A 26682-nucleotide genomic window follows, 5' to 3' on the forward strand; every position below is an offset into this window, starting at 1 on the left:
GGGTCTAATCCTTCAGCACGTCTTTGTTTTCGGCCACCAGCTCTTCGGCCTCGTGACCGGCGATGACGAGTTCGCGCTCTCCGGTCCATATCTGGATGAAGGCCTCGACTGAACGATAGGCGAGAAGGGCCAGTCCCACGGGCAGGATGATGTAGGCAATCCAGCGCTGAACGCGCTCCTGCAAACCAAACCAGTCCTGCATGAAAACGGGATAGCGCAGATCGTCGAGGCCGATTCCGGCCTTGAAAAAGCGGTTCCAGTAGAAGACCGCGCCGCCCTTGGAATGGGCGCCGAATATCTGCAGCCAGTCGGAGGACAAGAGGATGACCGCGTAAAGAAGCGCGGCAAGCGCTCCGAAAAGCGCAAAAACACGGAAGGCCCGGTGCGGCAGCGTGCGGATCAGCGCATCGACGCCGAGATGCAGGCCGGTCTTCAGGCCATAGCTCATGCCGAACAGGATCATCCAGGCAAACAGGATGCGCGTCAGCTCGAGCGCGCCGCCCCAGCCGCTGTTGAAGCCGTAACGCATGACGACCTGCGCAAACGAGATCACGGTGATCGCCGCAAGCAGCGTCGCCAGCACGTTTTCCTCCAGCCGGGTGACGAGGGCGCGGTGGCGCCGTTCGGCCAGATAAAGCAGGACAAGGATCAAAATCAGAGCAAAGTAAGGCCAATAGGCGGCCATGGCAGGTCCCCTCTCGATGGATCAGGTGAACTGCGGGCAGCGCGGTCGTGCCCGCACTGCCCGCCTGTCCGCCGCGGGTGGCTTTCAGCCCATTCCCGACGGCGAACCGGCGCACCCGGAATTGTTCTAGTTATTGGATTCGACTGCCGCCTGGATGAGGTCGGCGCCGATGTCGCCTTCAAACTCGGCCCAGACCGGCTTCATCACATCCACCCAGGCCTGGCGCTGCTCGGGCGAGAGCACCCGCACCTCGCTGCCGGCGGCGATGATGTTGGCGCGGTTCTCCTCTTCCGTCGCCGCGACCGAAGCGTTGGCCTCCGCCGTGACTTCCTCGACAATCGTGAGAAAGCGGTCGCGGAAGTCCGGATCGAGACCATCGAGCCAGTCGGTGGAGGTCACCAGCAGATAGGCCAGAAGCTGATGGTTGGTCTCGGTGATGCCGTCCTGAACCTCGAAGAACTTCTGGGTGTAGATGTTTGACCAGGTATTTTCCTGCCCGTCGACAACGCCGGTCTGCAGCGCGCCATAGACCTCCTTGAAGGCGAGCTTCTGGGCGGAGGCATCGAGCGCATTGATCATCGCCACCGCCACATCCGAGGTCTGAACCCGGAATTTCAGCCCGGCCGCATCGCTCGGCATGATCAGCGGCTTGTTGGCCGAAAACTGCTTCAGGCCCGAGGACCAGTAGCCAAGGCCCATATAGCCCTTGTCTTCCATCGCCGAGAGCATGCCCTTGCCGGCATCGCTGGTGGTGAATTTCTCCACCGCATCGAGGCTGGAGAACAGGAAAGGCAGGTCATAGAGGCGGTATTTCAGCGTATAGGCCTCGAACTTGGCAAGCGAGGGGGCCGCGAGCTGGACGTCGCCGAGAAGCAGCGCCTCAAGCACCTTGTCGTCGTCGAACAGCGTCGAGTTCGGGAAAACCTCCATGCAGGCTTCGCCGTCGAGTTCCTTGTTGACGCGGTCGGCCAGCATGCGCGCGGCGTCGCCCTTCGGGTGGCCCTGATCGGCGACCACATGGCTGAACTTGATCACCATCTCGTCATCGCTGCAGGCCGGATCGGCGGCGGAGACGGCGGAAGCCGCGGCAAAAAGCGCTGCGGCGGAAACGGCGGCAGTCAGAAATGTCTTCATGGTTTACGTCCTCCCGTTAAACCCAAATCGAGTCGGATGGGGCTTTCGCCCCGGCAGGCCGCTATCGTATTGGTCGAACGCGGCCAGCACTGGTTTCACGGCAGCGGCAATCTCAAGCGCCGGCTGGGTCTGATCCGAAAATCCTCCCGCGACGTCCCTCTCCGCCGCTGCCGATATTTTCATTGCAAACAGCGTGCCAGTTCTTGCCAAACGTCAATAGTGACTTTGAAACAGTGGCTTAACGATTTTCATATATTCGGGAAAAGAGCATTGCGGCGCAAATGTGTCAGCAATGACACATCGTCTTGCGGCCAAACGGGTAGGTAACGACACATTGCGTGTGATCACGCGTCATCATCATCGATATAGTCGATCCTGAGCCGCTTCATCTTGTCATAGAGCCCCTTCCGGGAGATCTGCAGCGCCTCATAGGTGGGCTTCAGCGCGCCGTCGTGGCGGGCAAGCTCGGCCGCGATCACCTGTCGCTCGAAAGCCTGCATCTGGTCGGCAAGCGGCAGGCCTGCCGAAGGCGTCATCGCGGCTTCGTTCTGTTCGCTATTGTCGAATCCGCGCCAGAGGCCAAGCACGAAACGGTCGGCATAGTTTCTCAGTTCGCGGACATTGCCGGGCCAGTCATGCGCCATCAGCCCGGCCTGCAGCAGCGGCGAGATCTCCGGTATCTCCCGGCGAAACCGCGCCCGCGCATCCCGCGCCAGAAAGAAGAACAGCAGCGGAATGTCGTCCCTGCGCTCCCTGAGAGACGGAATATCGAGGGTGACGACGTTCAGCCGATAGTAGAGATCGGCCCGGAAACGCCCGGCATCGCTTTCGAGCTTGAGATCCGATTTCGACGCCGCGACGATCCGGATATCGAGCGCGATCTGCTTGTTGGAGCCAAGCCGCTCGACGGTCCGGGTTTCGATGGCGCGCAGGATCTTGGCCTGAAGGTCGAGCGGCATGGACTCGATCTCGTCCAGAAACACGGTGCCGCCATCGGCATGTTCGAGCTTGCCGATCCGCTGTTTGCTCGCGCCGGTGAAAGCGCCCGCCTCATGGCCGAAGAGCTCCGCCTCGATCATATCGGCCGGCACGGCCGCGCAGTTGATCGCAACGAAATTGCCTTTCGCTCTCGCGCCGGTTTCGTGCAGTGCGCGGGCGACGACTTCCTTGCCGGCGCCGGTTTCGCCGCGCACCAGCACATCGACATCGGTGTCGGCAAGCATGGCAATCTGCTCGCGCAGCCTGACGATTCCCTCCGTCCGCCCCACCAGCCGGAGCGACAGCGCGTCATGGCCGTCGAGTTCCGAGCGTAGTGTCCGGTTTTCCAGAACAAGCCGCCGTTTTTCCAGAGCGCGGTCGATGACGGTGTAGAGGCGGGAGGCCTGGAATGGCTTCTCGATGAAATCATAAGCGCCCGCCCGCATCGCATCGACGGCCATCTGCACATCGCCATGCCCGGTAATCAGGATCACCGGAAAGGTCGGATCGATCGAAAGCGCCGATTTCAGGAGCGCCATGCCGTCCATGCCCGGCATGCGGATATCGGTAACGAGCACGGCATAGGCCTCATGGGTAATGCGCTCCAGCGCGGGTGCGGCACTGTCATGCACGGCGACATTGACGCCCTCGAGCTCCAGCCCCTGCGCCAGCGCGTGGCGAAGATCATCGTCATCATCGACCAGATGAACGAGCGGTGTTGCCGTCTGCATTGCCATGACCTGTCGAAATCTCCCTATTCCGCCTTCGCCGCTTTCGCCGCCTTCAGCCGCAATTCGAAGACCGCGCCGCCCTCGGCCCGCAAAAGCGTAACACTGCCACCGAAATCCTGCATGATGTTATAGACGATAGATAGTCCCAGGCCGCTTCCCTGTCCGGTGCGGGTGGTGAAGAACGGCTCGAACACCTCGCCCGCCAGCTCCGGCGCGATCCCCGGCCCGTTGTCGCGGACATGCAGGCAGACCTCGTCGCCGGCGCTTTTCAGCTCCACGGCAATGCGCCCGTCCGCGCGCCCCGCAAGCGCGTCGATCGCATTGCCGAAGAGGTTGACGAACACCTGCGACAGCCGGATCCGCCCAGCCTCCACCATGACGCCGTCAAGCGCCGGATCGACGTCGATCTTCACGCCCGCGCGATCCGCCCTGGCCCGGATCAGGATCAGCGCTTCGTCGAGCGCCGCCTTTACCCGCACGGCCTCCGTCTTTGTTCCCGGCTTTCGTGAAAATGCCAGCAGGGTTCCCGAAAGCTCGGAAATGCGCGTGACCATGGCGGTGATGCGGTTGAGATTGCTGTCCGCGATTTCCTGCCTGCCGAGGGCAAGCGCGCGTGTTGTATTGGCGGCATAGGTCTCGATCGCGGCCAGCGGCTGATTGATCTCATGGGCAAGCGTTGCTGCCATTTGCCCGACACCGGCCAGTTTCGCCGTCTGAATCAGTTCGCGCTGAACTCGCTTCAGTTCCCGTTCGGCCTCGATCCGCTCATCGATCTCGTGCGACAGGCTGCGGTTTGCCAGGCTGAGTTCTTTCGTCCGGTCGCGCACGGCCCGTTCGAGGCGCAACGCCTGCGCCCGCTCCCGCCGCCTGCGCATGACGCTGCTTTCGATACGGCCAATCTGGAAAAAGGCGATCACGCTGACAAGCAGAAAGATCAGCAGCGAGAAACCGATGGCCGCCGATTGCGCGGACACGATACGGCTGCGATTGCCCAGGACATGAAGCTGCCAGCCCATCAGCGGCAGGTCACGCATGACATCGATATGCGTGGTGTGGCCGACCGTGCCGAACTTGGCATCGATCTCCGACACAGGTTTCAGCAGCCAGTCCTGGCGGTTGGAGAGGAAGACGATGCCATCGCTGTCCGTCACGAAAATCGGATCGGCAGAAAGGGCCCAGGTGCGTTCCACTGCATCGAACCCGACATAGACGGCGACCACGCCGCGCAACTGACCGTTCCGGCGGACGCCCGCCCCGAAGGCATAAACGCGGCTTCTGCCCTTGATCAGGGCAGTGGTGCGGCCGAGCCGGTTTTCGTTCGCCGCCCTTAAAAGCTCTTCGCGGCCGGCCGGCTCGTCCCCGAAAATATCCCGCGCCGCAGCCAGCAGCTTGCCGTCGGCAGCAAAGAAGGCCACGTCCCGCGCGCCGGAAAGGCCGGCGATTTCTTCCGCCAGCGAACGCGCCCTTTTCTGGATCGAGACCTCGGAGGCGAGGCTTGAAAACAGCAGCGCGACTTCATCCTGCCGCGCAAGAAGGGGCGGAATGAGCCGGTATTTTTCCAGCACGCCGTTGAGGACCTCCGCCTGAACGGCCAGCGTTTCGGCGGCCTGGCGCTGGACATAGCCGCGAGAACGATCGGTGGCCAGCTTCCACGCGGCAGCGGTCCCGGCCAATGTCAGCAAGAGCAAAACGAAGGCCGCGCCTGCGCGCAACCTGAAGAAACGCGACCGAACCGCACTGCCGGTATGCCAGCTATCCATTCCACTCCCTCACGAGAAATGCCCGGCCGGATCGGCACGAGGAACATCTCGCACGCTCACCATAGCCGCAACGGGTGTCGCTCTCCAACCGATTTGGCAGATCGCAAAAGGCCATCCGGCCTGGCGCCCGAGCATCGGACTATTCCGGACAAAGAGGCGCGTGGATCCATCTTTGACGAGCGGCCACTATCCCGGCTTCGCGGAAAGAGGCTGACCGTCCGGAAACGGCCGCATTCGTGTTGCTCCACCGGGCCAGGCTTGTGTCCGGGCAGTGGAATGCTCATGCTGATGAGCGACATCACGACGGAGCCCTTGGTGCGAATGCCCTAAAGCCAAGGCGGCGCCTGCAGCACTCCATCTGTTGTCCGGCGTCCTTGAAGTGCCCGGGGACCGCAAACAAGACCGGTCCGAGACACGTTGCCCATGGCTCCTGGCCCTCGTCTCGTCGAAGTCATAGCGGGCGGTTCGTCATCCGTTCACCACCCGATAGTCGGCCGGGCGGCTTTTTGACAGAACAAGGCGCATGTTCGGGAGGTCATTGCCGTCCAACTTTCGCATGCGCTCTTCCGGGGCCAGATGCGCCCAGCGGGCTTCCAGCCGGTCGCGAAGCACCGTTTCCGGCACGTCGATGAAGGCCGTCCTGTCGAACATTGCCGTCACCGGATGCCAGCGTTCGTCGTCCAGGAGCAGATAGTTGCCTTCGACAATGATCAGTCGCGCTTCCGGCCCGATGATGCGCGCGCCCGCGCGGGCGATCTCGATCGACCGGTCGAAGACCGGTACGGCCACTTCCTCTCCGTCATCTGCCCGGATGCGTCTGAGGGCCGACAGCAGGCCGCCGGCATCGAAGGTGTGGGGCGCGCCCTTGCGCGCCAGATGGCCGCGCGCCGTCAGCACCATGTCGTCAAAGTGGAAGCCGTCCATCGGCAGGACCTGAACCTTTTCCGGTAACCGGCTGTTCAGACGGGAGAAAAGAGTGTCTGCCAGATGGCTTTTCCCGGCGCCGGGAGGGCCTGCCAGAGCGACAATCCGGCGTCGGTCGCCGGAGGCGATCTTCTCCAGCTCCTCAGCGAGCTGATCCGGTCCTACCTGTTTGTCCATGTGCGTTCTCCCAGTCAAAAAGCGGTTGGTTGCCGAACACGGCTATTCATATTCGGGGCCGAGATCGTCGATGATCAGGCGCGGCGGGACGACCGAGATTTCTCCCGCCCGGTCCTCTTCGCCGTCGAAGCAGGAAAAGCAGACCTTGATCAGGTTTTCGACATCCTGTCTGAGCATGATGGTCTTTACCGGCAGGCAGGCGGCAAACGGGTCCCAGTCGAAGCAGGCCACGCGCACATTGCCGGCAAGGTCCGGCCGGTCGCGCCAGAATGTCGCAAAACCCTCGAAGGCCGTGATCGAGTTGACCAGCATGGCGAGCGGCGGACTGCCTGCGTCGTTGAACAGCTTTGAAAGCGCGTCGTGCGCCGCGACGGGGCTGTAGCCGCAACGAACGATGTCCGCCTCGCCGGCGGTCCGGCCGGCTTCGCGCATGCCCGCCAGAAAGCCCTCGATACGACGATCGGTCGCATATTCGTGCTCCCGTCCGCCGAGGAAAATAGCGCGGGCCGAGGGCTCGAGCGCTTCGAGCAGGCGGCGTGTGAGGTCTCGCGCGCCGCCGAAATTGTCGGTGACAACCGAAAACGCATCCGGCCCGGGAAGGTCGACATTGACGCAGCGCACGCCCTTGTTGTGGCAAAGACGGTTGATGTCCGACGGATTCTCGACGCCGGCAACGACGAGAAGCTCAACCTCCTGCATCACAAGCTTGGCGGCAACCTGTCGCTCGATTTCGGGGTTGCGTTGCGTGCTCACGACGATCGGCACGAGCCCGCGGGCGCGGGCCTCGCTCTCGAAATTCTCGACCAGCCCGGCGAAAAAGCGGTTGCGATGGTGCGGAATGATCATGCCGGCAAGGGAAGAGCGACCGAGCCGCAGGGCACGCGCGCGCTGATTGGCCTGATAGCCCAGCTTGGCGGCAAGCGCGAGAACGCGCTCGGCCGTTTCCGGGTTGGTTCGATGTTTCTGCCAGGTCCCGTTGAGGACAAAACTGACCGTCGAAACTGAGGTGCCGGCGGCCTCCGCAAGGTCGCGAATCGTCGGTCTTTTCCTCGGTTTTGGCATGTCTTCATCCGGTTTCGATCATTCCGATTAGCGTTCCCAACGCAGATTTACAATCGCAAAACCGGGTTGACAGTGCAAGCTAAAAGGTTTTAGCTAAACATATTCGGTGGAGCGCGGCAGTAGGAGGCCGTCACCGGATCTGGAGATTTCAACAGGAGGAGAGCCCAATGGCCTTTACGACCATGACCCGTCGCACGCTGCTAGCAGGGGCGGCGGCAGTGATGACGGCCTTTGCCGGAACAGCAGTCCATGCACAGGATCAGACCACCATCGGCGTTGTTGCCAAGATCGGCGGCATTCCGTGGTTCAACGCCATGGAAGCGGGTATTGAAGAGAAGGCCGCGGAGCTCGGCGTCAACGGTTTCATGATCGGGCCGACCAGCGCCGATCCGGCGCTTCAGGTCCGCGCGATCGAGGACCTGATTGCCCAGGGCGTCGATGTCATCGGCGTCGTGCCGAACGACGCGGCAGTGCTCGAGCCGGTGCTGAAGCGCGCGCGCGACCAGGGCATCATCGTGCTGACCCATGAATCACCCGACCAGCAGAATGTCGACTGGGATTTCGAGCTGGCTTCAGCCGTCGGTTTCGGAGAAGCCTACGGCAAGCAACTGGGCGAAATGATGGACGGGCAAGGCAAATATGCCGTCTTCGTCGGCGGGCTCACGGTGCCCCTGCACAATGCATGGGCTGATGCTGCCATTGCCTATATTCAGGAAAACTACCCGGACATGGAACTCGTCGGCGACCGCTATGGCGTGGCGGAAGACGTTGATGCCTCGCGCAAGACCGCCCTTGACCTGATGCGGGCCAACCCGGATCTCGGCGGCTTTCTGGGCTTCGGCAGCCAGGGGCCGATCGGTGCGGCGCGCGCTGTCGAGGAGCGCCGCAAGTCGGGCGAAGTCGTCGTGCTTGGACCCTTCTCGCCGGGACAGGGCAGAAAGCTCGTGCATGACGGTGTGCTCTCCGGCGGATTCATGTGGAACCCGAAACAGGCCGGCGAGGTGTTCGTGACGCTCGGCACGATGCTTGTCAATGGCGAGAAAATCGAGGCCGGCATGGACATCGAGGGGCTCGGCGTCATCGATCCCGATTTCGAGGGCCGCGACATCATCGTTGATCAGCTTGTGCAGATCAACAAGGATACCGTGGACGATCTGGCCGCGCTCGGCCTGTAGCGAAAATGTCTGCGCCCGGCCGCTGGCGGCTTTTCCGTCGTGCCGGGCGCGGCGATAACCGACCCTTTCAACATACCAGGTGGATCCATGACGGACGAGCGAATGCCCCTTGAGGCGTCGGCCGGCGACGGCCCGTGCCTGCTGCGCCTCGAGCATGTCTCCAAACGCTTCGGCGGCGTGCAGGCGCTCGACGATGTCGCATTCAATGTCTGGCCCGGCGAAGTGCTTTGCCTTGCCGGCGAGAACGGTTGCGGAAAGTCGACGCTGATCAAGACGGTCAGCGGCGTCCACAAGCCGGAGTCGGGCGCGGTGATGGAATGGGACGGCCGGGACATGAGCGATCTCGACCCGGCCAGGGCCCGCGAAATGGGCATTCAGGTGATCTGGCAGGATCTCGCGCTGTTTCCCGAGATGAGCGTCGCGGAGAACATCGCGTTCGAGCGCAATCTCGGCGGCAAGCCCAGGCTCGTCAATCACAAGGCCATGCGCAGCGAGGCCGCGGCCATTCTGGAGCGTCTTGGCGTCTCGATCGATCTGGAAGCGAAGGTCTCGTCCCTGTCGATCGCCAACCGGCAACTGGTCGCCGTCGCCCGCGCCCTGATTGCCGACGCCAGGCTGGTCTTCATGGATGAGCCGACGGCGTCCCTGTCGCGGCATGAAACGGAGGCGCTGGTCGCAATCGTCCGGCGACTTTCGGAGCAGGGGGTCGCCGTCGTCTTCGTCAGCCACCGGCTTGCGGAGGTTCTCGATGTCTGCTCCAGGGTGACGGTCCTCCGCGACGGCTGTTACGTGGGCACCTATCCGACCGAGGGCATGACCCAGGCGCGCCTGACCGAGCTGATGACCGGGCGCAGCTTCGATTATGAAGTGCGCGCGCCCCAACCGCGCAGCTCGGCGCCGCTGATTTCCGTGCGCGGTCTGACGCGCCACGGGGAATACCGGGATATCGATCTGGACATCGCCCCGGGCGAAATCGTCGGTCTGACAGGGCGCCTCGGCGCTGGCCGGACCGAGCTCGCCCTGACATTGTTCGGCATGAACTACCCCGACGACGGCGAGATCGTCATGGAGGGCAAGCCGCTTCGGATGATGTCGAACCGGGACGCGATCCGGGCCGGTATCGCCTATGTCTCGGAAGACCGGTTGTCGCTTGGGCTGGTTCAGCCGCAGTCGATTGCCGACAACACCGTCATATCCGTTCTCGATCGCCTGCTCAGCAACGGTTTGCTGTCAGCGGCGAAGAAGTACAGGCTGGTCGACGACTGGATCGGCCGCCTGCGGGTGAAGATCGGCGAGACGACGGACCCGGTTTCCAGCCTGTCCGGCGGCAATCAGCAACGTATTGTGCTTGCAAAGTGGCTCGCCACCAATCCCAAACTGCTGATCCTCGACAGCCCGACGGTGGGTGTCGATGTGGGCGCACGCGCGGGCATTTTCGACATCGTCAGCGATCTGGCGGCCAAGGGGATGGCGATCCTTCTGATTTCCGATGAAACGCCGGAGGTCTATTTCAATGCCGACCGCGTCCTGCATATGCGCGACGGACGGATCGTCGAGACCTTTGAGCCGGCCAAAACCGATATCGAACGCATCGAGGAGGCGGTCCATGCGTAGATTCCTTCCAAGACTGACCGGGACGGAGCTGTGGCTTTCCGCCGTCATCGCGCTGATCGTGGTCGGCCTTTCCGCCACGACGGATACGTTCTTCACGCTCGTCAACCTGTTCGATATTCTGAACTATTCGGCGGTGAACATCATCTTCGCCGCGGGCCTTCTGGTCGTGCTGATCGCAGGCGGCATCGACATATCCTTCGCCGTTGCCGCATCGGTCGTTCAGTATCTTCTGGCGACGACGCTGATGCAGTTCGGCGGCGGCAACTGGGCTTCCGGCTTTGCCCTGGCGATCGGGTTCGGAGCCATGCTGGGCGCCGTCAATGCGGCGATGATCTATCATTTCCGGATCATATCGATCGTCGTGACGATTGCCACGTTCAACCTCTTTTTTGGTCTTCTGATGTTCGCGACAGGTGGCGTTTCGATCTACCTGCTGCCGGACTGGATGGTGGATCGCGTGGTTCTCTTCGAGCATGAAACCGCGATGGGATGGGCGGAAATCACCCTGCCTGTCGCCGTCATGGCCGTGGTCGTATTCGCGACCTGGCTGCTTCTGCGCCGGCTGAGTTTCGGCCGCCAGCTGTTCGCCATGGGCGACAACACCGAAGGCGCGCGACGCCTCGGCATCAATATCGGCGCGATGCACTATCTGGCCTATTGTTGGCTCGGCGCCTGCGCCGGCATTGCCGGGCTGATGCAGGCCCACTACGCGCAGGAAGTGGTGCCGAACGCCCTCTACGGGCGAGAACTGGAAGTGCTGGCCGCAGTCGTCCTGGGCGGCGCGCGCCTTGGCGGCGGCCGCGGCACGCTGCTCGGCGCGGTCCTGGGGCTTGCCCTGATCGCCATCACGCAGAACGGTCTCAACCTGCTCGGCATCTCGCCCTATGCCTTCCGCATGATTGTCGGCGCGATCATCCTGATCGCCATTGCGATGTCAGCCGAGACGCTGGGGCTCGTGAACGAAAAGCTGCGCCGCTTCAAGGCAAGCGCCGGCCAGACAGGAGTCGCCAAATGACGCGAGCCTTGACAAACCTTTTCCCCAGAACCGCCGCCGCCAGCGAAATCGTCGGCCTCGTTGTCGTGCTGCTTGCCCTGATGGCGCTTTTCGGTTCGCTTTCGGACCGGTTTCTGACGGGGGCGACCTTCTCGTCAATCGCCTTCCAGCTTCCCGAGCTCGGACTTCTGACGCTGGCGATGTTCATCCCGATCCTGTCGGGCGGGCTCAATCTGGCCATCACCTTTTCAGCCAATATCTCGGGGCTCGTTCTGGCCTGGGTCATTACCTGGGGCGGCGGCGCGGATGCCGGTCTGGGGGTGATCGTGCTGGCTGTCGTGGCCGCTCTTGCCAGCGGCGTCGTCATCGGATGGGGGCTCGGGGCGATTATTGCCTATACCGGGGCGCATCCCATTCTGGCTTCGCTTGCGATGATGATCTTCCTGCGCGGACTGGGAGAGTTTCTGACCCGCGGCGGCAGCATCTCCGGCTTTCCGCCCGCGATTTCGGCGCTGGGGCAGGGGACCGTACTGGGCATTCCCGCGCCCTTGATCGTCTTCGCCGTCTGCGTCGGGCTCTGGGCGCTGCTTCTCAATCGCACGCGGCTCGGATTCTCCATCTTCATGCTTGGTTCCAATCCGGAGGCAACGCGCTATTCCGGCATCGATACGCGGTTCACCCTGACCATGATCTACGCGCTGTCGGGCTTCATGTGCGCGGTTGCCGGCATCATCATGGCGAGCCGTTTCAACTCGGTGCGCGTCGGCCACGGCGAAGCTTATCTTCTGATCACGGTTCTGGCCTGCTTTCTTGGCCGGGTCGATCCATTCGGCGGGTTCGGACGCGTCTCCAACGTCGTGCTTGCGCTGGTCATCCTGCAGATCATCGGCTCGGGGCTGAACCTGCTCGGCACCAACCAGCATCTGGCAACGGCACTCTGGGGCGGCATCCTGCTCTCCGTCATGGTGGCGCGCTACCTCTGGTCCCGTCGCGGCAGCGTCGGCAGCGTCAGGACCAAACCTTCCCCTTCAACATCGCAGCAAGGAAATCAACAATGAGTATCAGTGGGTTCGGCGTTCACACCGCGATGTGGGCGATGGAATGGAACCGTGCGGCGGCCGAGTTTGCCATTCCCGAGGCCGTCAAGTACGACATCGACTTCCTCGAGATCACCATGCTTGATCCGGAAAGCGTCGATGCGGCCCATACCCGCGGTTTGCTGGAAAAGAACGAAGTCGAGTGCGTCTGCTCACTCGGGCTTCCGCTCGACCGGCTGCCGACGAACAATCCGGAGGGCGCTCTGGAGTTTCTGTATATGGCGATCGACAAGTCCTCCGCGATCGGCGCGAAAGCCATGAGCGGCGTGATTTATGGCGGCCTTGGCCAGCGCACCGGCAAGAGGCCGACCGAGGCCGAATACGACGCCACCGCCCGCGTGGTGGAGAAGGCGGCGGCCTATGCCAAGACAAAGGGCATGGATTACGGACTGGAAGCGGTCAACCGCTATGAAAACCACCTGCTGAACACCTCGGACCAGGCCGTGATGCTGTGCGAGAAAATCGGAGCGGACAATGTCTTCGTGCATCTCGATACCTACCATATGAATATCGAGGAAAAAGGCATCGCCCAAGGCATCCTCAAGGCGCGCGAACACCTCAGATACATTCACCTTTCGGCATCGGACCGGGGCACGCCGGGGCGCGATACCATCGCCTGGGACGAAGTCTTCACCGCGCTGGCGGCCATCGACTACAAGGGCGGCATGGCGATGGAAAGCTTCATCACGGTTCCTCCGCAGGTCGCCGAAGCGCTTTCGGTGTGGCGGGATGTCGCGCCTGCCCGGGAAGAAGTGCTGACGGACGGGCTTGGCTTCCTCAGGATGAAAGCCAGTCAGTATGGTCTGATCTGACGGGTTCAGGGCGGCTGGCGCGATCTGCCGTTTAAGCCCTTCCGTGAGGGCTTCGACATGCATTGTCTCGCGCCGGACGGCGCCGGCGCGCTCGTCCTGGTTAGGTCACAAGCTTTCCCGGTCTCCGCCGGATATGCAGCGCGACGTCGCGCGGCACGCCGTCTTCGCCGTTGATGACGATCAGGTCCTGCGGGCAGGCGGAGACGGCGAAGTAGCAATCCATTTCGGCGCGCAGCCGCACATAGTGCCCGGTCCCGGTCGTGCTCGGCATGTCCTTCATGTCGTTGCTGTTCTCGACAATCGTTTCCATGAAAAGGTTCCACGGCGTCGGCACGCGGTGAAACGGCACGCCGAGGGCTTCGAACTGTCCCTTCAGATTGTCGCTGCAATTGTCGTGGTAGCCTTCATGGCCATAGAAGATAGTGTAGCTCGGCGCGCAGCAGGCCGGGCAAAGCGTATCGTGGATGCCCGGCGAGGTATCCTCGACAAAGGTCATGATGGTGCGCCACTGATCGGTGCAAAGCGCGTCGCCCGGCCTGAAATTCAGCCGGTAATGCAGGACGTGGCTGTGCTCCATCGACATGTACTCCGCCGGGTTGTCGCGGGCGAAAGCCCATGTGTCGACCACCTGGCCGCCATGGATATTGACGACGTCAACGGTGTCTCCGGCGTTCAGCGCCACCATGCGGCCCCTGCGCGCGGGCACCTTTATCACTTCAAGCGCGTCGTTCATCTCTTCTCTCATTCATCAAAGCTGTGGGTCCAGAGGCGTTCGAAGATCTGGCGATCCGCCTCATACGCGGCAAAGCGCGACGTGAGCACGAGCCTGCCGTCCTCGCGGAAAACCTGCGTGTCCGTCTCGATCGAAACCTTCCAGCTGTCGCGCTCATAGGTTTGGGCAAACTGGAAGCCGGCGCGCGCCGACCCGCCGTCGCGGGGCAGAATGGAATAGTCGTGATCATAGCGGGACGTGATCGACAGACCGTCGATTTCCCATGTCGATGGCGTGTCCTCGGAAAAAAGGGCGACCCTGCCGGTCGCCTGGTCGGTAACCGTGGTGCGCCTGTATTCAGGGGCCACGACGGTCTCGCAGGAAACGGGCATCGCGTGCAGCGCCGCGCCGAACGCCGGCTGGTCGTGGATGGCCCCGGGCGGCATGCCGGGCAGGCTCAGTTGCAGGCTCTCGGGCTGGATGCGAATGGCATTGCCTTCCGCTTCCGGCCAGATCATCGGCCAGTAGCTGGTCGACAGCGCAAGCCGCAGCCTGCTGCCGGGCGAGAACCGGTGCGCGACGGCATTGACGGGGATTGCGATATCGAAGGCTTCGCCCGGCGCGACGCCTTCCGGTCGCCTCAGACGCCGCGCCGTGAAGGTCACCCGCGCGGATGTGCCGTCGGCCTTGACCTCGTTCAGGCGGACGACAAGCAGCGCCCGCTCGCCCGCAAACGCGAGCCTGAGCTTCAGGGCGGCATGGCCGACGAGATGCAGCGGGTGATCGAGCGGCCCGGTGTCGAAGCAGAGCGACTGCCCGTCGTCAGGGCGCTGATCGGAAGCGAATTCCGGCCCGTTGCCGCCGGCGTCGAGCGGGCACCATTCGCCCCCGGTCGCGCCCAGCGTCAGCGGACTGTCGAGAATGATCGCGCCCGCGGTCCCGCCGGGCGTTTCGGAAAGGCAACGGTCATCGGCATAAAGCGTCTTTGCGGGCGCTTCCGGCGGCCAGCTTTCAAGCCCGATCCAGCTGCCGCCGATCTCCGGCGATGCCGCATCCGGCTTCGGATCGTCGCCGACCCAGAGCCGCAGCATCGGCTCGTCCATGATCCCCGTGTCGTCTTCGAGTAGCCAGTGGCGCCACCAGCGCATGCATTCCTGCAGGAAGCCGATCCGCGGTCCGGGCTGGCCCCATGTCGGATACATATGCGTCCACGGCCCGATGAGCCCCTTGCGCGGAACATTCAGCTTCCGCATCAACCGGAGGATGGGATCGGAGTAGCCATCGACCCAGCCGCCGACGGCGAAGACGGCGCAGTCGATATCGCCATAATTCTCGCAGACGGAGCCGTGCTTCCAGAATGCGTCGCGCTCCATGTGCGACAGCCAGCCGGCAAGCGGGGGCTCGATATTTTCCAGCCGGTGCATCCAGATGTCGCGCCAGTTCTGTCCGGCATGTTTCGGGTCCGCCGGACGTCCAAGCTGGGTGAAGAGCCCTGCGCCCCATTGCAGACCGTCGTTCAAGAGCGCGCCGCCCATGAAATGAACGTCGTCACTGTAGCGGTCGTCGGTCGAACAGGCTGTGATGATCGCCTTGAGGGCTGGGGGGCGGCGCGCGGCGATCTGCAGGCCGGCGAAGCCGCCCCATGAAATGCCGATCATGCCGACATTGCCGTTGCACCACGCCTGCGCCGCAAGCCAGGCAATCACCTCGAGGGTATCGTCCTGCTCCTGTTTCAGATATTCGTCGTGCAGCAGGCCTTCGGAATTGCCCGAGCCGCGAATATCGACGCGGCAGGCGGCAATGCCGCATTCGGCGAAGTAGCCGTGCATCATGGCATCGGCAAGCGCCGTGCCGTCCGACTGACGATAGGGGATCCATTCGAGAACGACCGGGACCCGGGAAGCAGCCGGCGCCTCAGGCAGCCACAGGCGCGCCGTCAGCCGCGTGCCGTCGGAAAGGGGAATGACGATCTGTTGAAAGGGCGCCGGCCTGTCGCCAGTCGCGCGCACGGTGAAATTCTGCAAGAGACTGCTCGCTTGTCGCTCTGTTGCGGTTCGGGCGGCGGACACGGGCGGCCCGCCGCCTTCGTTTCAGGATCAGGAGGCCTTGAAGTCGCGCAGGAAGGCGATCTGCGCATCCGGCTTGAAGGCGGGCTCGATACCCGGCTTCGTCACCCAGGCGTTGACGCCGTGATAGAGGAAGATATAGGCGCCGGTTTCCTCCAGCTCGTTCTGCAGCTCGACATACATCCGCTCGCGCTTCTCCGGATCGGTTTCCTTCACGGCGGCGGCATTCTTCGCATCCCACCCGGGCGAGCAGGTGCGCTGGAAGTTCCACACGCCGACCTGCTCGCAGGTGAACCATTCCGTCACCCAGCTCGGGTCCGGCGTGGTCGTGAACGGCTCGATGATCAGGTCGATATTCTTGTAGCCGCCGCCCTCGTTGTCCTGCGCCTCGGCAATCATCGTGGCGCTGTCCATCTGGCGGATCGAGAGGTTGATGCCGATCTGTGCGAGCTGCGCCTGCAGCACCTGTGCGACAATCATGATGTCAGGATCCGTGCCGAAGGTCAGAGAAAGATCCAGGCCCTCCGCGCCGGCTTCCTGCAGCAGGGCCTTGGCCTTTTGCGGGTCATACCCGTAAAGAACGCTGTCGCGCGCGCCAAGCAAGGGCGGCGGAACCAGGCCGTATGCGGGGTCGACCGCGCCGCCGAAGGTCGCATCGACGATTTCCTGAACGTTGACGGCATGCTGGATCGCGCGGCGAACCTTGATGTCGGCAAGCTTCGGATTTTCGACATTCATGCCGATCCAGGCATAGCCGAGCGCCGGCTTGACCGTCAGCGTGTTGTCGGTGCCCTCATAGGCCGGGATCGAGTTGACGGCGATCTGCGTGCAGTCGAGGTCGCCCGCGGCAAAGGCCGTTTCGGCGGAGGTCACGTCGGCGATCGGGTAGAGCTCGATCTCGTCGTAATAGGGCCTGGGACCGACCCAGCCGGGATTGCGCGTCAGCCGGATGATCTCGCGCGGTCGCCATTCGGCAAGCTGGTAGGGACCGGAGCAGGCCAGCGGATCGGTGGCAATATCGGCATTGCCGGAAGCCTCGACAGCCTTTTTCGAGATGATCAGGCCGGAGGCATTCGGCAGTGTTGACGTGAAGAGCGGCGCGAAGGGCTCCTTCAGGCGGATGACGCCGGTGTATTTTCCGGTCACTTCGACGGTGTCGAGCGCGGCCCAGTCGGAGCCGTAGACGGCGTTGACGGCCGGATCGGCGAAACGCTCGAAGGAAAACTTCACGTCCTCCGCCGTCATCTCGCCGAAGCCGTTGGTGAACTGGATGCCGGGCCGCAACTCGAACCTGATGTTCATCGGGTCGCTGTCGTCAAGCAGGGTAGCCGCATCCAGCTCCCAGTCCCAGTTGTCGCCGTCTCCGTAGCGCACCAGCCCGGAGAAGATCGCGAACATCACGGTTTCGTCGTACCAGCCGCCACGGCTTGCCGGATCAAGGCGTTCCATGTCGCCGTCATTGCGGATCTTGAGAACCTTGTTCTCCTGCGCAAAAACGGCCTGCGTCCCGGCCAGATTGGCCACGGCCACCGCCAGTCCGCCGGCGCCCAGTCTCTGCATCGCCTGGCGTCGGGTGATCTTGAATTCACTCATGGTCATTGTCTTCCTTCGTTTGGCTTTCAGGTGGGTTGAGCGTGTCGCGCGGAGAGGGAGCCGACCCTTGCGCGGTCGCGGCAAAATGGCAGGCCGCGCTGTGGCCGTTTTCCAGGCGCTGCGGGCGCGGCGCCTTCTTCGCGCAGAGGGCGCGGGCAATGGGACAGCGCGTGCGGAACTCGCAGCCCGCCGGGCGCTGCTTCAGGCTCGGAACCTCGCCGGAAATCAGCCGGTCGACATCGACCGTTTCCTTGGCCGCCAGCAGCGCGCGCGTATAGGGATGCGCCGGTGCGCGGAAGACCGTCTCGGACGGCCCTTCCTCGATGATGCGGCCGAGATACATGATCGCGATGCGGTCCGTGACATGGCGCGCGACGGCGAGGTTGTGCGTGATCAGCAGAAAGGAAACATGAAGTCGCTCCTGCAAATCATTGAGAAGGTTCAGCAACTCTCCCTGCACGGAAAGATCGAGGCCGGCTGTGGGCTCGTCCGCCACGACCAGTTCCGGTTCCAGCGCCAGCGCGCGGGCAACCGTCACCCGTCGCGCCTGGCCGCCCGAAATCTCGTGCGGGTAGCGGTCGGCGAAATCGGGCGAGAGGCCGACGAGACCCAGGAGCGCGATCGCCTTTTCCCGGCGGTCGCCTTCCAGCATGCGATGCACCACAAGCGGCTCCGTCACCGACAGGCCGAGGCGCATGCGCGGATCGAGCGAGGCGACGGCATCCTGAAACATGAAGGCAGTCTTGCGGCGCATGCCCGGCCAGAGCCTGTCACGTCGAGAGGTCACCGTATCGCGGTCGAGGCGGATCCGGCCGCCGGAGATCGGCGCGAGACCCATGACCGCGCGGCCGAGCGTGGTCTTGCCGCTGCCGCTTTCGCCGATCAGGCCGACCGTCGTTCCGCGTTCGATGGCAAGCGACGTGCCAGGCAGCACGGTCACGAAGCCTTCCGCCCCGCGCAGCCGCGCGAAAAGGCCCGCCGCGGGATAGCGGACCTCGAGCTCGTCGATTTCGAGGAGATGGTCCTTCTTGCTCATGCGGTCACCAGATGGCAGGCGCTGTTCCAGTCGCGGCCGCAGGCGGCAAGCGGCGGACGCTCCGTGGCGCAGGGACCGAAGGCCGAGCGGCAGCGCGGGGCAAAGCTGCAGCCGTTGCGCGGTTCCGTCGGCGCGGGAACGGTTCCGGGAATGATCGGCAGCGTGCGGGTCGGCCTGTCGATGCGGGCGGGATCGCATTCCAGCAGAGCCTTCGTATAGGGGTGTTGCGGATTGGCGAGAACCGCGCTGACCGGCCCTGTTTCCAGCAATTCGCCGGCATAGAGCACGGCAACCCGGTCGCAGACGCGCGATACGACGCTGATATCATGCGTGATGAACACCGTCGCGCCGGTGAAGCCGGCCTTGGCATCGCGCATGATGGCGAGTATCTGCGCCTCGGTCGTCGCATCGAGAGCCGTCGTCGGTTCATCGGCAATGAGAAGGCGCGGCTCGGCCAGCAGCGCCGCGCCGATGGCGACGCGCTGCCGGCTGCCGCCGGAAAGCTGGTGCGGGAACTGGCGCATGCGGGTTTCGGGGTCGGAAAGGCCGACCTTCTCGAGCATGTCGATCGCGCGCCTCCAGCGTTGGGCCTTGCTCATTTCCCTGTGGCAATGCTGGAAGGCGACCATCTGCCGGCCGATCCGCAGGACGGGATTGAGCGCCGTGAACGGATCCTGCGCGATGGCCGCGATGGCGGAGCCGCGCAACCGCCTGCGTTCGTCCTCGCCGAGAGCCGTCAGCTCGCGATCCTCGAAATGAACCGAACCCTCGATCCTGGCGCCGGCCGGCAAAAGACCGAGCATGGCGGATGCGAGGCTCGACTTTCCCGAGCCGCTTTCGCCCACGAGGCCGAGCGTTTCGCCCGGCGCGACGTCGAGCGAGACATTGCGCACGGCGCAGACATCCCCCCTTTCGCCGGGATAGATGATGCTGACATTCTTCATGGACAGGAGTGGTTTCGTCACGGTCAGCGCCTCGCGATCTTGCGGGGGTCGAGAACATCGCGCAGCGCTTCGCCGAGGAAGGTGAATGCGATGGTGGCGATGATGATCGGAAGCCCGGCCGCGACCGCGATGTGCGGCGCCTGGCGGACATAGGTATAGCCCTCGGCCAGCATGTTGCCCCAGCTCGATTGCGGCGGCTGGACGCCCTGGCCGAGAAAGCTCAGACCGGATTCGATGCCGATGACGGCCGGAATATCCATGGCCACCAGCACGAAGATCGGGCCGATCAGGTTTGGAAGAAGGTGGGCGAGGGCGAGACGGGTTCGCGAGCTTCCGATCGACTCGGCCGCCACCACGAAATCCGCATTGCGCAGCACCAGTACCTGGTTGCGCACGACGCGGAAATAGCCCGGCGCCATGGACGCCGAGATCACGAAGATCAGCGTCGTCATGGACGGGCCGTAGATCGAGACGAGCACCAGCGCGAACAGGACGAGGGGCAGCGATTTCACGGAATCGTTGACGAGCACCAGCAGGCTGTCGACGAGCTTCGAACCGAGGCCGGCGACCATGCCCATGGCCATGCCGGCGATCAGCGCGCCGCCGGTTCCGAGCAGGGCGACCTTGAAGGCGGTGCGCGTGCCGAAGATAACGCGGCTGAGGAGATCGCGCCCCAGCTGGTCGGTTCCCAGCCAGTGGGCAAGGGAGGGACCCTGCATTCTGACCCTGGGGGCGATCGCATTCGGGTCATAGGGCGCGACGAGCGGGGCGGCGAGGGCGGCGGCGAGGAAGAGAAGGATGACGATCGTCGCGATCGCGCCCGTCGGGTTGCGCATCAGTCGTCCGAGCGTTGCGAAACGCCGCGGAGCGGCGGCCGAAGGGGTGATGTTCGCTGTGGCGTCGGTCAAGGGTCAACCTTTCTCCGCAAGGCGGGGATCGAGCATGGCGATGGCGATATCGGCGAGGAAATTGGCAACCACATAGAGCGCCGTGGTGACCACGACCGAGCCCAGAACGACCGGAAAATTGCGGCTGATCACCGCGTCATAGGCCATCGAGCCGAGGCCGGGGCGCGAGAACACGACCTCGACCAGCACCGCGCCGGATAGGAGATTGCCCATGCCGACGCCGAGGACGGAAATCACCGGTATGATCGCGATCGGCAGGACGCAGCGCAGCACGATGTGCGCCTTGCCGACGCCGAAGGCCTCATAGGTGCGCACATGCGGCTCGGCCAGCGTCTCCAGCATGGCGACGCGCACCAGCCGCGCGATATAACCGACCCAGGCGACGCCGACGGCAAAGGCGGGAAGGACAAGGTGATGGATCTGGTCGCCGAAATCGCCCGGCTCTCCCGCGCCGATGGAGGGAAACCAGCGCAGCTGCACGGAAAACAGGATCAGCGCGTAGATCGCCATCAGGAAGGCCGGAAGCGCGACGACGCTGGTGGAAATCAAACCGATGATGCGGTCGGTCCAGCTGTCGGGCCTCAGCGCCGCCCAGATGCCGAGCGGGATGCCGATGAGCGCTGCCCAGCCAAGGCCCGTGACGGCGAGCAGGACGGTCTTGGGAAGCGCTGCGAGCACCATTTGCGTGACCGGGCGCTGGTTGAGGATGTCCGTGCCCAGATCACCGTGCAGCAGCGACCAGAGAAAGTTCAGCGCCTGCACCGCAAGCGGCTGATCGAGCCCCATGCGCAGCCGGAATGCCTCCTTCTGCAATTCGCTGGCGCGCGGGCCAAGCGCGATCGTCGCCGGGTCGCCGGGCACCGTGTAGATCAGAAGGAAGAGAATGGTCATGGCGACAAGCAGCACTGCTACGCCGAGCACGAATCGTCTTGCGATATAGCTAGCCATTGGCTCCGTTTCGGTCAGTGACGGCGCGCCGAAGTGTGGTGGACGGTGCCGCCTGAGCTTCTGCCTTGAAAAAGGCTTTTCTGGAAATACACACCATAATATATTACGGTATACATTGCAAATAAGGTATCAACCTTTTAGAGTCAACGCATGCAATCAGGAGCAGGGTGGAGCCGAAATGGCAGCAGAGCGCGTTTTCAAATGGCGGGACGATATCGTCGACGGACGCGGCAGGACGCCGTCCCTGACCGACAAGGCCTATGAGCGCATACGCGAGCGCATCGTCGAGCGCAGTCTGGAGCCGGGACACGCTTTCACCGAAGCGGAACTGGCGCGCCATCTCGAAATGAGCAAGACGCCGGTGCGCGAGGCTCTCGCCCGTCTTCAGATGGAGGGGTTCGTCCAGGCAATTCCGCGGCGCGGCTACATGGTGACGCCGTTGCACATGTCCGCCATCAGGGATCTCTTCGCCTTCCGGGCGCTGGTCGACGGCGAGGCGGCGGCGCTTGCGGCCGCGCATATCTCGGCGCGGCAGTCAGGCGAGCTTGAGGAACTGCTCGAAGCCAGCGCCCTTACGCCCCCGCAGATGAAGCCCGACGCCTGCGAAATCGCCCGCATGATCCGCATCGACAATGCCTTTCACGAAGTCATCGCCATCGCCTCGGGCAATGAAAGGCTCCACCGCTGCATCGTCGGCGTTCTCCGCGAATTCGAGCGCTTCTATCACATCGAAGCCAGCCACCCGGAGTTTTACGGGCCCGATTTCATCGGCCACGCGGACGTCTACCGGTCGATTGTCGAGGGATCCGCTGAGGCTGCGCGCAAGACCATGCATGCCCATCTGGAGAGTTCGCGGCGCGTGCTGATCAAGGGCATCACCGAAGGGCCCTCGGATACGAGCGGGCAATCGGCCTGGCTTTAGCAACGACCGTTCAGCGAGGCGTAGATTCAACAGCATAGAGCGCCGTGCGTCCGAATGGTCGCACGGCGCTCTCGTAACGGCCGGCCCTCTTGGGCCGGCGCAGCGGGGGCCGGCGAAATTGCTCTGCCTGCCGCTGGATAGCGGGACCGTAAGGCGAGGGCGCCCTTGGCCGCCGCCATCCATGATCGCCTGGCGGCCCGGAGGCGGCAGGCCGGCGCGACGCCGGTCAGCGCGGCGCGAGCGACGCGATCAGACCATTGACGACCTGCGCCATTTCCGTGCCGGCCGAGAAGTTGAACTGGTTGATGGCCATGAAAACCCCGACGCCGCGCGACGGCGCGAAGGCGAGATAGCTGAAGACGCCGTTGGTGCCTCCGGCTTTCTGGATGATCAGCGGCCGGTCGCCTTCGGGCATCATGATGACCCATCCGAGCCCCATCGCGTTCATGTGGCCGGACTCATCCATCCCGGAGACCGGATCCAGACCGTCACGGATCAACCACGCCGCGTGGCTCAGGGCGCGCACTTCCGCATCCTTCTCGCCGAAGCGGTCAAGGTTCCAGCGCAGATACTGCAGCATGTCGTTTGCGGTCGTATAAAGGCCGGACGCGCCCTCGCGGTTTTCGATAGGGTCGCCCGGATCGATTTCATTGCCGTTCCAGTCGTAGCCGGCCATGGCGTTTGCGCCCTGGGGGCGTTCATAGCTGGTGGATATCAGGCCGATGCGATCGAGAACGTCGGATTTCAGCAGGTCCGCATAGGGCGCGCCGGCGATGTCGGAAAGCGACATGGCGAGGACATCGAAGCCGACATTCGAGTAAAGGACGCCGCTTGCCGGGGCGAAGAGCAAGGGGCCATCGGAAAGGTTGGCCGCGAAAGAGGCATCGCTGTATTTTTCGACGCCCTCGACAGGCTCGAGTTCGCGCGGCAGGCCGCTTGAATGCGTGGCAAGATCGATCAGACGGATCTGCCGTCCGTCTTCTTCGGGCAGGGCGTCGACCACCCCGGCATGCGGCCCGACGGGATCGGTGAGGGAAACGACGCCCTGTGCTGCGAGCGATGCAAGCGACAGTCCCGTGAAGGTCTTGGTCACGGACCCGACCCCGATCACCGTGTCGGCATCCGGCTCCAGGCCGCTGCCCCTGGCAACTTCGCCGAAGCCAAAAACGGCGCTCTCGTCACCCCGCACGGCGGCGATGACGAGACCCGGGACGCCGGTGTCGAGGTGGAAAATCTGCCCTGTGAATTCGATCGCGTCTTCCAGAAGCGGGTCGTTGGCAGAGGCTGACGTTGCGGCCAGAATGGCGATTGCTGCAAGAGCGTATTTCATCGGATCTCCCATTTTCTTTTCCGAGGACTTGGAACCTGGGCCGACGTGCAATGCTCTCCTCCAGCCCCCTTTGTTTCGCCGCAAACAGTAGACGATCAGCTTCACCAAGGAAACACATCAAGAAACGAGCATGTGTCTCACAACACACCCTGCGGCAGGCTACCGTCGGCCCTGGTGCGGCAATGGCGGGACAAGAGCTTGACCCGCGGCGTGTTGCTCCTGCTGTGCGCCCCGTGAAGTGGATGGCAACGGGTTCGCCGGACCCGACAGACATGCCGATGGACGCGGCCATGCCGAGCGCGTCCGGTATCGGGCCGTCCAGAGTTTCTACGCCGCTGCGGGTCTCGTCGGGAGCGGCGTTGGCGGACAGGATGAATATCTTCCCGTCCGACGTCACGCTCTTAGACGACAACGGTTTTTCCTGAAGGCGTAAAGATACTCAATATGTTACGGCTGTTTTTTGGCGTCCGAAAGAATGCGAAGCGCCTAACCGTCTGTCCGGGCGCGCGGCTGGCTCACGGCTTCCACCGTCAGGCGGCATATCCGGCCGTCCCGGGTGGTCCAGTCGATCGCGTGTCCGACCTTCAGGCCGATCAGCGCCGCGCCGATCGGCGTCAGGATGGAAACCCGGCCCTCCGCGATATCGGCCTTTCCCGGGTAGACGAGCGTTACCTGTCGGTCCTCTCCGAGGTCGGTGGTGAAGCGAACGGTCGTTCCCATGCGCACGACATCGTCGGCTATGCGTTCGTCCGCCACGATGCGGGCGCGCTCGAGTTCGGTAAACAGGACGTCGGCCAGATCGGCATGTTTGTCGTCAAACTGTTCGGCGAGAAGCGAAAGCCGCTTGTGGTCGGTTTGCGTCAGGACAATCGCGGGTTTGCGTTGTTTCTTGTGGTTGGAAGGCATAGTCCGTCTCCTTGCTGGGATGAGCAGCACAATGAACGCCGTGCGGGCGTTGTTTTCTCTGTATGGGGATTTTCGTGTCGCTTGACAGGCGCCGTCTCAAACGCCCGGTGGCAAACTGCCTATGCCCCGCGGCCGGGGCGCGACGCGACCAGGCCGGGGGCTATCTGCCTGCGATGAGGCACACCCGATGAGAGCGGAGATGGAGACGCGTGTTGATCATGAGCAAGGATGTGTCCCCGAACTGTCCGCAAGTCAAGCCGTCCCCGTTGCCGCAAGATGCGTCCAGTTGTCCAATGTCCTGCCCGGTCGGGCCTCCGCCCGTGCTGAAGCCGGCGGCCATGAGACGGCTTTGACATGGTCCGTTGACAGGGATCAATGCGGCCCGCGATTGGCCTGCGGAGAATGGCTCTGTTGAATGGCCGTCGCCCGACTGCCCGACCTGCGGTCTCTGCGACGCGTGTTCAGCGGATGACAGAGGAGGTCACCATGGAGAAGTCCAGAGACGATCCCCGCGGGCTGAGCCGCAGGCAGATGCTCGGCGCCGGTGCATCGACCGTTCTCGGCGGTCTTGCGCTTTCCGCTTCCGGAGCATTTGCGCAAACAGGCGAACTTCCCGCCGAATGGGATGAGACTGTCGATGTCGTTGTGGTGGGGACCGGATTTGCCGGATTGGCCGCCGCCTATGAGGCCGCCAAGGCGGGGGCATCCGTCGCACTGCTCGAGAAAATGCGCACGCCCGGCGGCAACTCGATCATCAGCGGCGGCGTGATCGCCGCGGCGGGATCGCCGCTCCAGGCAGAGCGGGGGATCGAAGATTCGCCGCAGAGCCTTTACGAGGACATGCTCAGAGCCGGCTTGCGGCTCAACCAGCCCGAACTTGCCAGAACCGTCGCCGAAAAATCGATGGAAACGGTGCAGTGGACGATCGATGAGCTGGGCGTCCGGTATGCCGGGCTTGTGCACATGGGCGGCCACTCGGTGCCGCGTTCCTACGGACTGGAGGCGGAAAGCGGCTCGGGCATCATCGTGCCGCAGCTGCAAAAGCTGAAGGAACTGGGCGTCGAGCCGCGCATGCGTATGCTTCTCAAGCGCATCATCCGCGATGAAGACGGGCGTGTAAAAGGCGTTCTGGTGCACCGCAATTTCAGGCATCCCGATCTTGAAAGCGGAACGCCGATGACCATCAGGGCCAGCCGCGCCGTCGTTCTGGCAACGGGCGGGTTCGGCGCCGATCCGGCTTTCCGGGCGCTGCAGGATCCCCGTCTCGGCGGAGATCTCGATACGACCAACCAGCCGGGCGCAACCGCAGAAGCGCTGCGCGAGGCGCTCAGCATCGGTTGCATCCTGGTGCAGCCGTCGTGGATCCAGCTTGGCCCCTGGGCCAGTCCCGACGAGCGCGGTTTCGGCCGAGCGCCGCACTTCGTGCAGGAGGTCACTGCCTCCTACGGGCTTTGGATCGACACGCTGACCGGCAAGCGGTTCGTCAACGAGAACGCCGACCGCAAGACGCGCGCCGACGCCATTCTCGCGGCGGGCAACAAGGCGATCGCCATCGCCGATGCTGCGGGCTATGCCAGGGCAACCGGCGGTGACACGGAAGATCTTGCGAGCATGATGAGCGCCGGCGTCGTCAGGGAATATGCCAGCCTCGAGGCGATCGCAGACGCGCATCAGATCCCGCTGGAGCCCTTGCTGAAGACGATCGGCGCCTTCAACCGCGATCTCGATGCCGGCGCCGACAGGGCGTTCGGGCGCTACCTGCCGGCCGATATCGGAACGGTGGCCACGCCGCCCTTCTATGTGGTCAGGCTGTCGCCGAAAATTCACCACACGATGGGCGGCTGCGCGATCAATGCCGATGCGCAGGCGCTCGACATCCGTTCGGGCGCGCCGATTGCCGGTCTTTATGCCGCCGGGGAGGTTGCCGGCGGCGTGCACGGGGCCTCGCGCCTCGGCTCCTGCGCCTATGCGGACTGCCTCGTGTTCGGCCGGATTGCCGGGCGCAATGCCGCGGCTGCACCGCGCTGGGATTAGCGCATCGGCCCGAAGATCGGAATCGATTTTCGCAAAGCGCGATGTGTCGATTCAACAGCTTGGCGCTCTGGCGCCGCTCCTTCCGGCGCCTCCGGTTTTCGGATGGAGGCGCGGTGCCCAAACGCGATGCGGCGCAGGGT

General features: G+C 63.6%; 22 protein-coding genes. 7 read left to right on the forward strand and 15 right to left on the reverse strand.

From position 1 onward, the window contains the following. Window positions 1-4: 4 nt before the first annotated feature. From AZF01_RS07280 to AZF01_RS07310, 6 genes are all read right to left on the reverse strand, one after another. The gene (locus AZF01_RS07280) at window positions 5-685 is read right to left on the reverse strand and encodes a TRAP transporter small permease (protein ID WP_024707145.1); all 681 of its coding nucleotides are present in this window, start codon (window positions 683-685) and stop codon (window positions 5-7) included. A 126-nt stretch (window positions 686-811) separates the two neighbouring features. Further along, entirely contained in the window at window positions 812-1819 is a 1008-nt protein-coding gene (locus AZF01_RS07285) for a DctP family TRAP transporter solute-binding subunit (RefSeq protein WP_024707146.1), read from the reverse strand. A 344-nt stretch (window positions 1820-2163) separates the two neighbouring features. Next, entirely contained in the window at window positions 2164-3534 is a 1371-nt protein-coding gene (locus AZF01_RS07295) for a sigma-54 dependent transcriptional regulator (protein ID WP_081725706.1), read from the reverse strand. Between the two features lie 17 nt (window positions 3535-3551). Then, window positions 3552-5288 (reverse strand): ATP-binding protein, encoded by a 1737-nt coding sequence (locus AZF01_RS07300; protein ID WP_024707149.1) that lies wholly within the window; start codon window positions 5286-5288, stop codon window positions 3552-3554. 468 nt (window positions 5289-5756) lie between these two features. Beyond that, complete coding sequence (locus AZF01_RS07305; RefSeq protein ID WP_024707150.1) at window positions 5757-6389, reverse strand: nucleoside/nucleotide kinase family protein; 633 nt, start codon at window positions 6387-6389, stop codon at window positions 5757-5759. Between the two features lie 42 nt (window positions 6390-6431). Beyond that, complete coding sequence (locus AZF01_RS07310) at window positions 6432-7451, reverse strand: LacI family DNA-binding transcriptional regulator (RefSeq protein ID WP_024707151.1); 1020 nt, start codon at window positions 7449-7451, stop codon at window positions 6432-6434. 182 nt (window positions 7452-7633) lie between these two features. On the opposite strand from AZF01_RS07310, the gene AZF01_RS07315 reads away from it, so the two are divergent. The 5 genes from AZF01_RS07315 to AZF01_RS07335 all read left to right on the forward strand — a co-directional run bounded on the left by AZF01_RS07315 (window position 7634) and on the right by AZF01_RS07335 (window position 13143). Next, window positions 7634-8626: a substrate-binding domain-containing protein gene (locus tag AZF01_RS07315; protein ID WP_024707152.1), complete on the forward strand. Its 993-nt coding sequence runs from the start codon at window positions 7634-7636 to the stop codon at window positions 8624-8626. Between the two features lie 102 nt (window positions 8627-8728). After that, the gene (locus AZF01_RS07320; RefSeq protein ID WP_024707153.1) at window positions 8729-10240 is read left to right on the forward strand and encodes a sugar ABC transporter ATP-binding protein; all 1512 of its coding nucleotides are present in this window, start codon (window positions 8729-8731) and stop codon (window positions 10238-10240) included. After that, window positions 10233-11255: an ABC transporter permease gene (locus AZF01_RS07325; protein WP_024707154.1), complete on the forward strand. Its 1023-nt coding sequence runs from the start codon at window positions 10233-10235 to the stop codon at window positions 11253-11255. The genes AZF01_RS07320 and AZF01_RS07325 overlap by 8 nt, the downstream gene beginning before the upstream one ends. Continuing rightward, a complete protein-coding gene (locus AZF01_RS07330) occupies window positions 11252-12292 on the forward strand; it encodes an ABC transporter permease (RefSeq protein ID WP_051424009.1) in 1041 nt (346 codons plus the stop codon). Before AZF01_RS07325 ends, AZF01_RS07330 begins: the two co-directional genes overlap by 4 nt. Then, entirely contained in the window at window positions 12289-13143 is an 855-nt protein-coding gene (locus AZF01_RS07335; protein WP_197489636.1) for a sugar phosphate isomerase/epimerase, read from the forward strand. Before AZF01_RS07330 ends, AZF01_RS07335 begins: the two co-directional genes overlap by 4 nt. Window positions 13144-13243: 100 nt before the next feature. On the opposite strand, the gene AZF01_RS07340 is transcribed toward AZF01_RS07335, so the two are convergent. From AZF01_RS07340 to AZF01_RS07370, 7 genes are all read right to left on the reverse strand, one after another. Beyond that, window positions 13244-13876: an urea carboxylase-associated family protein gene (locus tag AZF01_RS07340; protein ID WP_024707157.1), complete on the reverse strand. Its 633-nt coding sequence runs from the start codon at window positions 13874-13876 to the stop codon at window positions 13244-13246. A gap of 8 nt (window positions 13877-13884) precedes the next feature. Beyond that, entirely contained in the window at window positions 13885-15879 is a 1995-nt protein-coding gene (locus tag AZF01_RS07345; RefSeq protein ID WP_024707158.1) for a CocE/NonD family hydrolase, read from the reverse strand. Window positions 15880-15951: 72 nt separating this feature from the next. Beyond that, window positions 15952-17514: an ABC transporter substrate-binding protein gene (locus AZF01_RS07350; protein WP_024707159.1), complete on the reverse strand. Its 1563-nt coding sequence runs from the start codon at window positions 17512-17514 to the stop codon at window positions 15952-15954. Then, entirely contained in the window at window positions 17507-18550 is a 1044-nt protein-coding gene (locus tag AZF01_RS07355; protein ID WP_024707160.1) for an ABC transporter ATP-binding protein, read from the reverse strand. Before AZF01_RS07355 ends, AZF01_RS07350 begins: the two co-directional genes overlap by 8 nt. Next, window positions 18547-19515: an ABC transporter ATP-binding protein gene (locus AZF01_RS07360; protein WP_024707161.1), complete on the reverse strand. Its 969-nt coding sequence runs from the start codon at window positions 19513-19515 to the stop codon at window positions 18547-18549. Before AZF01_RS07360 ends, AZF01_RS07355 begins: the two co-directional genes overlap by 4 nt. Window positions 19516-19517: 2 nt before the next feature. Next, on the reverse strand, window positions 19518-20402 hold the full coding sequence (locus tag AZF01_RS07365) for an ABC transporter permease (RefSeq protein ID WP_024707162.1): 885 nt from the start codon (window positions 20400-20402) through the stop codon (window positions 19518-19520). 3 nt (window positions 20403-20405) lie between these two features. Further along, window positions 20406-21350, reverse strand: a complete 945-nt coding sequence (locus AZF01_RS07370) for an ABC transporter permease (protein ID WP_024707163.1) — start codon at window positions 21348-21350, stop codon at window positions 20406-20408. A gap of 178 nt (window positions 21351-21528) precedes the next feature. On the opposite strand from AZF01_RS07370, the gene AZF01_RS07375 reads away from it, so the two are divergent. Further along, window positions 21529-22272 (forward strand): GntR family transcriptional regulator, encoded by a 744-nt coding sequence (locus AZF01_RS07375; protein ID WP_024707164.1) that lies wholly within the window; start codon window positions 21529-21531, stop codon window positions 22270-22272. 226 nt (window positions 22273-22498) lie between these two features. Here the strand turns inward: AZF01_RS07375 and ampH are convergent, their stop codons facing one another. Continuing rightward, the gene (ampH, locus tag AZF01_RS07380) at window positions 22499-23602 is read right to left on the reverse strand and encodes a D-alanyl-D-alanine-carboxypeptidase/endopeptidase AmpH (RefSeq protein ID WP_036236372.1); all 1104 of its coding nucleotides are present in this window, start codon (window positions 23600-23602) and stop codon (window positions 22499-22501) included. Between the two features lie 486 nt (window positions 23603-24088). Beyond that, window positions 24089-24508 (reverse strand): nucleoside diphosphate kinase regulator, encoded by a 420-nt coding sequence (rnk, locus tag AZF01_RS07385; RefSeq protein WP_024707166.1) that lies wholly within the window; start codon window positions 24506-24508, stop codon window positions 24089-24091. Between the two features lie 486 nt (window positions 24509-24994). Here rnk and AZF01_RS07395 point away from each other — a divergent pair, with 486 nt between their 5' ends. Next, a complete protein-coding gene (locus tag AZF01_RS07395; protein WP_036236405.1) occupies window positions 24995-26542 on the forward strand; it encodes a flavocytochrome c in 1548 nt (515 codons plus the stop codon). The last annotated feature ends 140 nt before the right edge of the window (window positions 26543-26682 follow it).

The organism is Martelella sp. AD-3 (assembly GCF_001578105.1).
Taxonomy (GTDB): Bacteria; Pseudomonadota; Alphaproteobacteria; order Rhizobiales; family Rhizobiaceae; genus Martelella.

Bases quoted from the DNA above. Each gene is read 5' to 3' on its own strand.
- AZF01_RS07355 (WP_024707160.1), bottom strand. From the start codon at position 18,550: ATGAGCAAGAAGGACCATCTCCTCGAAATCGACGAGCTCGAGGTCCGC.
- AZF01_RS07295 (WP_081725706.1), bottom strand. From the start codon at position 3,534: ATGGCAATGCAGACGGCAACACCGCTCGTTCATCTGGTCGATGATGAC.
- AZF01_RS07315 (WP_024707152.1), top strand. From the start codon at position 7,634: ATGACCCGTCGCACGCTGCTAGCAGGGGCGGCGGCAGTGATGACGGCC.
- AZF01_RS07335 (WP_197489636.1), top strand. From the start codon at position 12,289: ATGAGTATCAGTGGGTTCGGCGTTCACACCGCGATGTGGGCGATGGAA.
- rnk (WP_024707166.1), bottom strand. From the start codon at position 24,508: ATGCCTTCCAACCACAAGAAACAACGCAAACCCGCGATTGTCCTGACG.
- AZF01_RS07375 (WP_024707164.1), top strand. From the start codon at position 21,529: ATGGCAGCAGAGCGCGTTTTCAAATGGCGGGACGATATCGTCGACGGA.
- AZF01_RS07280 (WP_024707145.1), bottom strand. From the start codon at position 685: ATGGCCGCCTATTGGCCTTACTTTGCTCTGATTTTGATCCTTGTCCTG.
- AZF01_RS07395 (WP_036236405.1), top strand. From the start codon at position 24,995: ATGGAGAAGTCCAGAGACGATCCCCGCGGGCTGAGCCGCAGGCAGATG.
- AZF01_RS07370 (WP_024707163.1), bottom strand. From the start codon at position 21,350: ATGGCTAGCTATATCGCAAGACGATTCGTGCTCGGCGTAGCAGTGCTG.
- ampH (WP_036236372.1), bottom strand. From the start codon at position 23,602: ATGAAATACGCTCTTGCAGCAATCGCCATTCTGGCCGCAACGTCAGCC.
- AZF01_RS07300 (WP_024707149.1), bottom strand. From the start codon at position 5,288: ATGGATAGCTGGCATACCGGCAGTGCGGTTCGGTCGCGTTTCTTCAGG.
- AZF01_RS07330 (WP_051424009.1), top strand. From the start codon at position 11,252: ATGACGCGAGCCTTGACAAACCTTTTCCCCAGAACCGCCGCCGCCAGC.
- AZF01_RS07325 (WP_024707154.1), top strand. From the start codon at position 10,233: ATGCGTAGATTCCTTCCAAGACTGACCGGGACGGAGCTGTGGCTTTCC.
- AZF01_RS07320 (WP_024707153.1), top strand. From the start codon at position 8,729: ATGCCCCTTGAGGCGTCGGCCGGCGACGGCCCGTGCCTGCTGCGCCTC.
- AZF01_RS07340 (WP_024707157.1), bottom strand. From the start codon at position 13,876: ATGAACGACGCGCTTGAAGTGATAAAGGTGCCCGCGCGCAGGGGCCGC.
- AZF01_RS07305 (WP_024707150.1), bottom strand. From the start codon at position 6,389: ATGGACAAACAGGTAGGACCGGATCAGCTCGCTGAGGAGCTGGAGAAG.
- AZF01_RS07350 (WP_024707159.1), bottom strand. From the start codon at position 17,514: ATGAGTGAATTCAAGATCACCCGACGCCAGGCGATGCAGAGACTGGGC.
- AZF01_RS07310 (WP_024707151.1), bottom strand. From the start codon at position 7,451: ATGCCAAAACCGAGGAAAAGACCGACGATTCGCGACCTTGCGGAGGCC.
- AZF01_RS07285 (WP_024707146.1), bottom strand. From the start codon at position 1,819: ATGAAGACATTTCTGACTGCCGCCGTTTCCGCCGCAGCGCTTTTTGCC.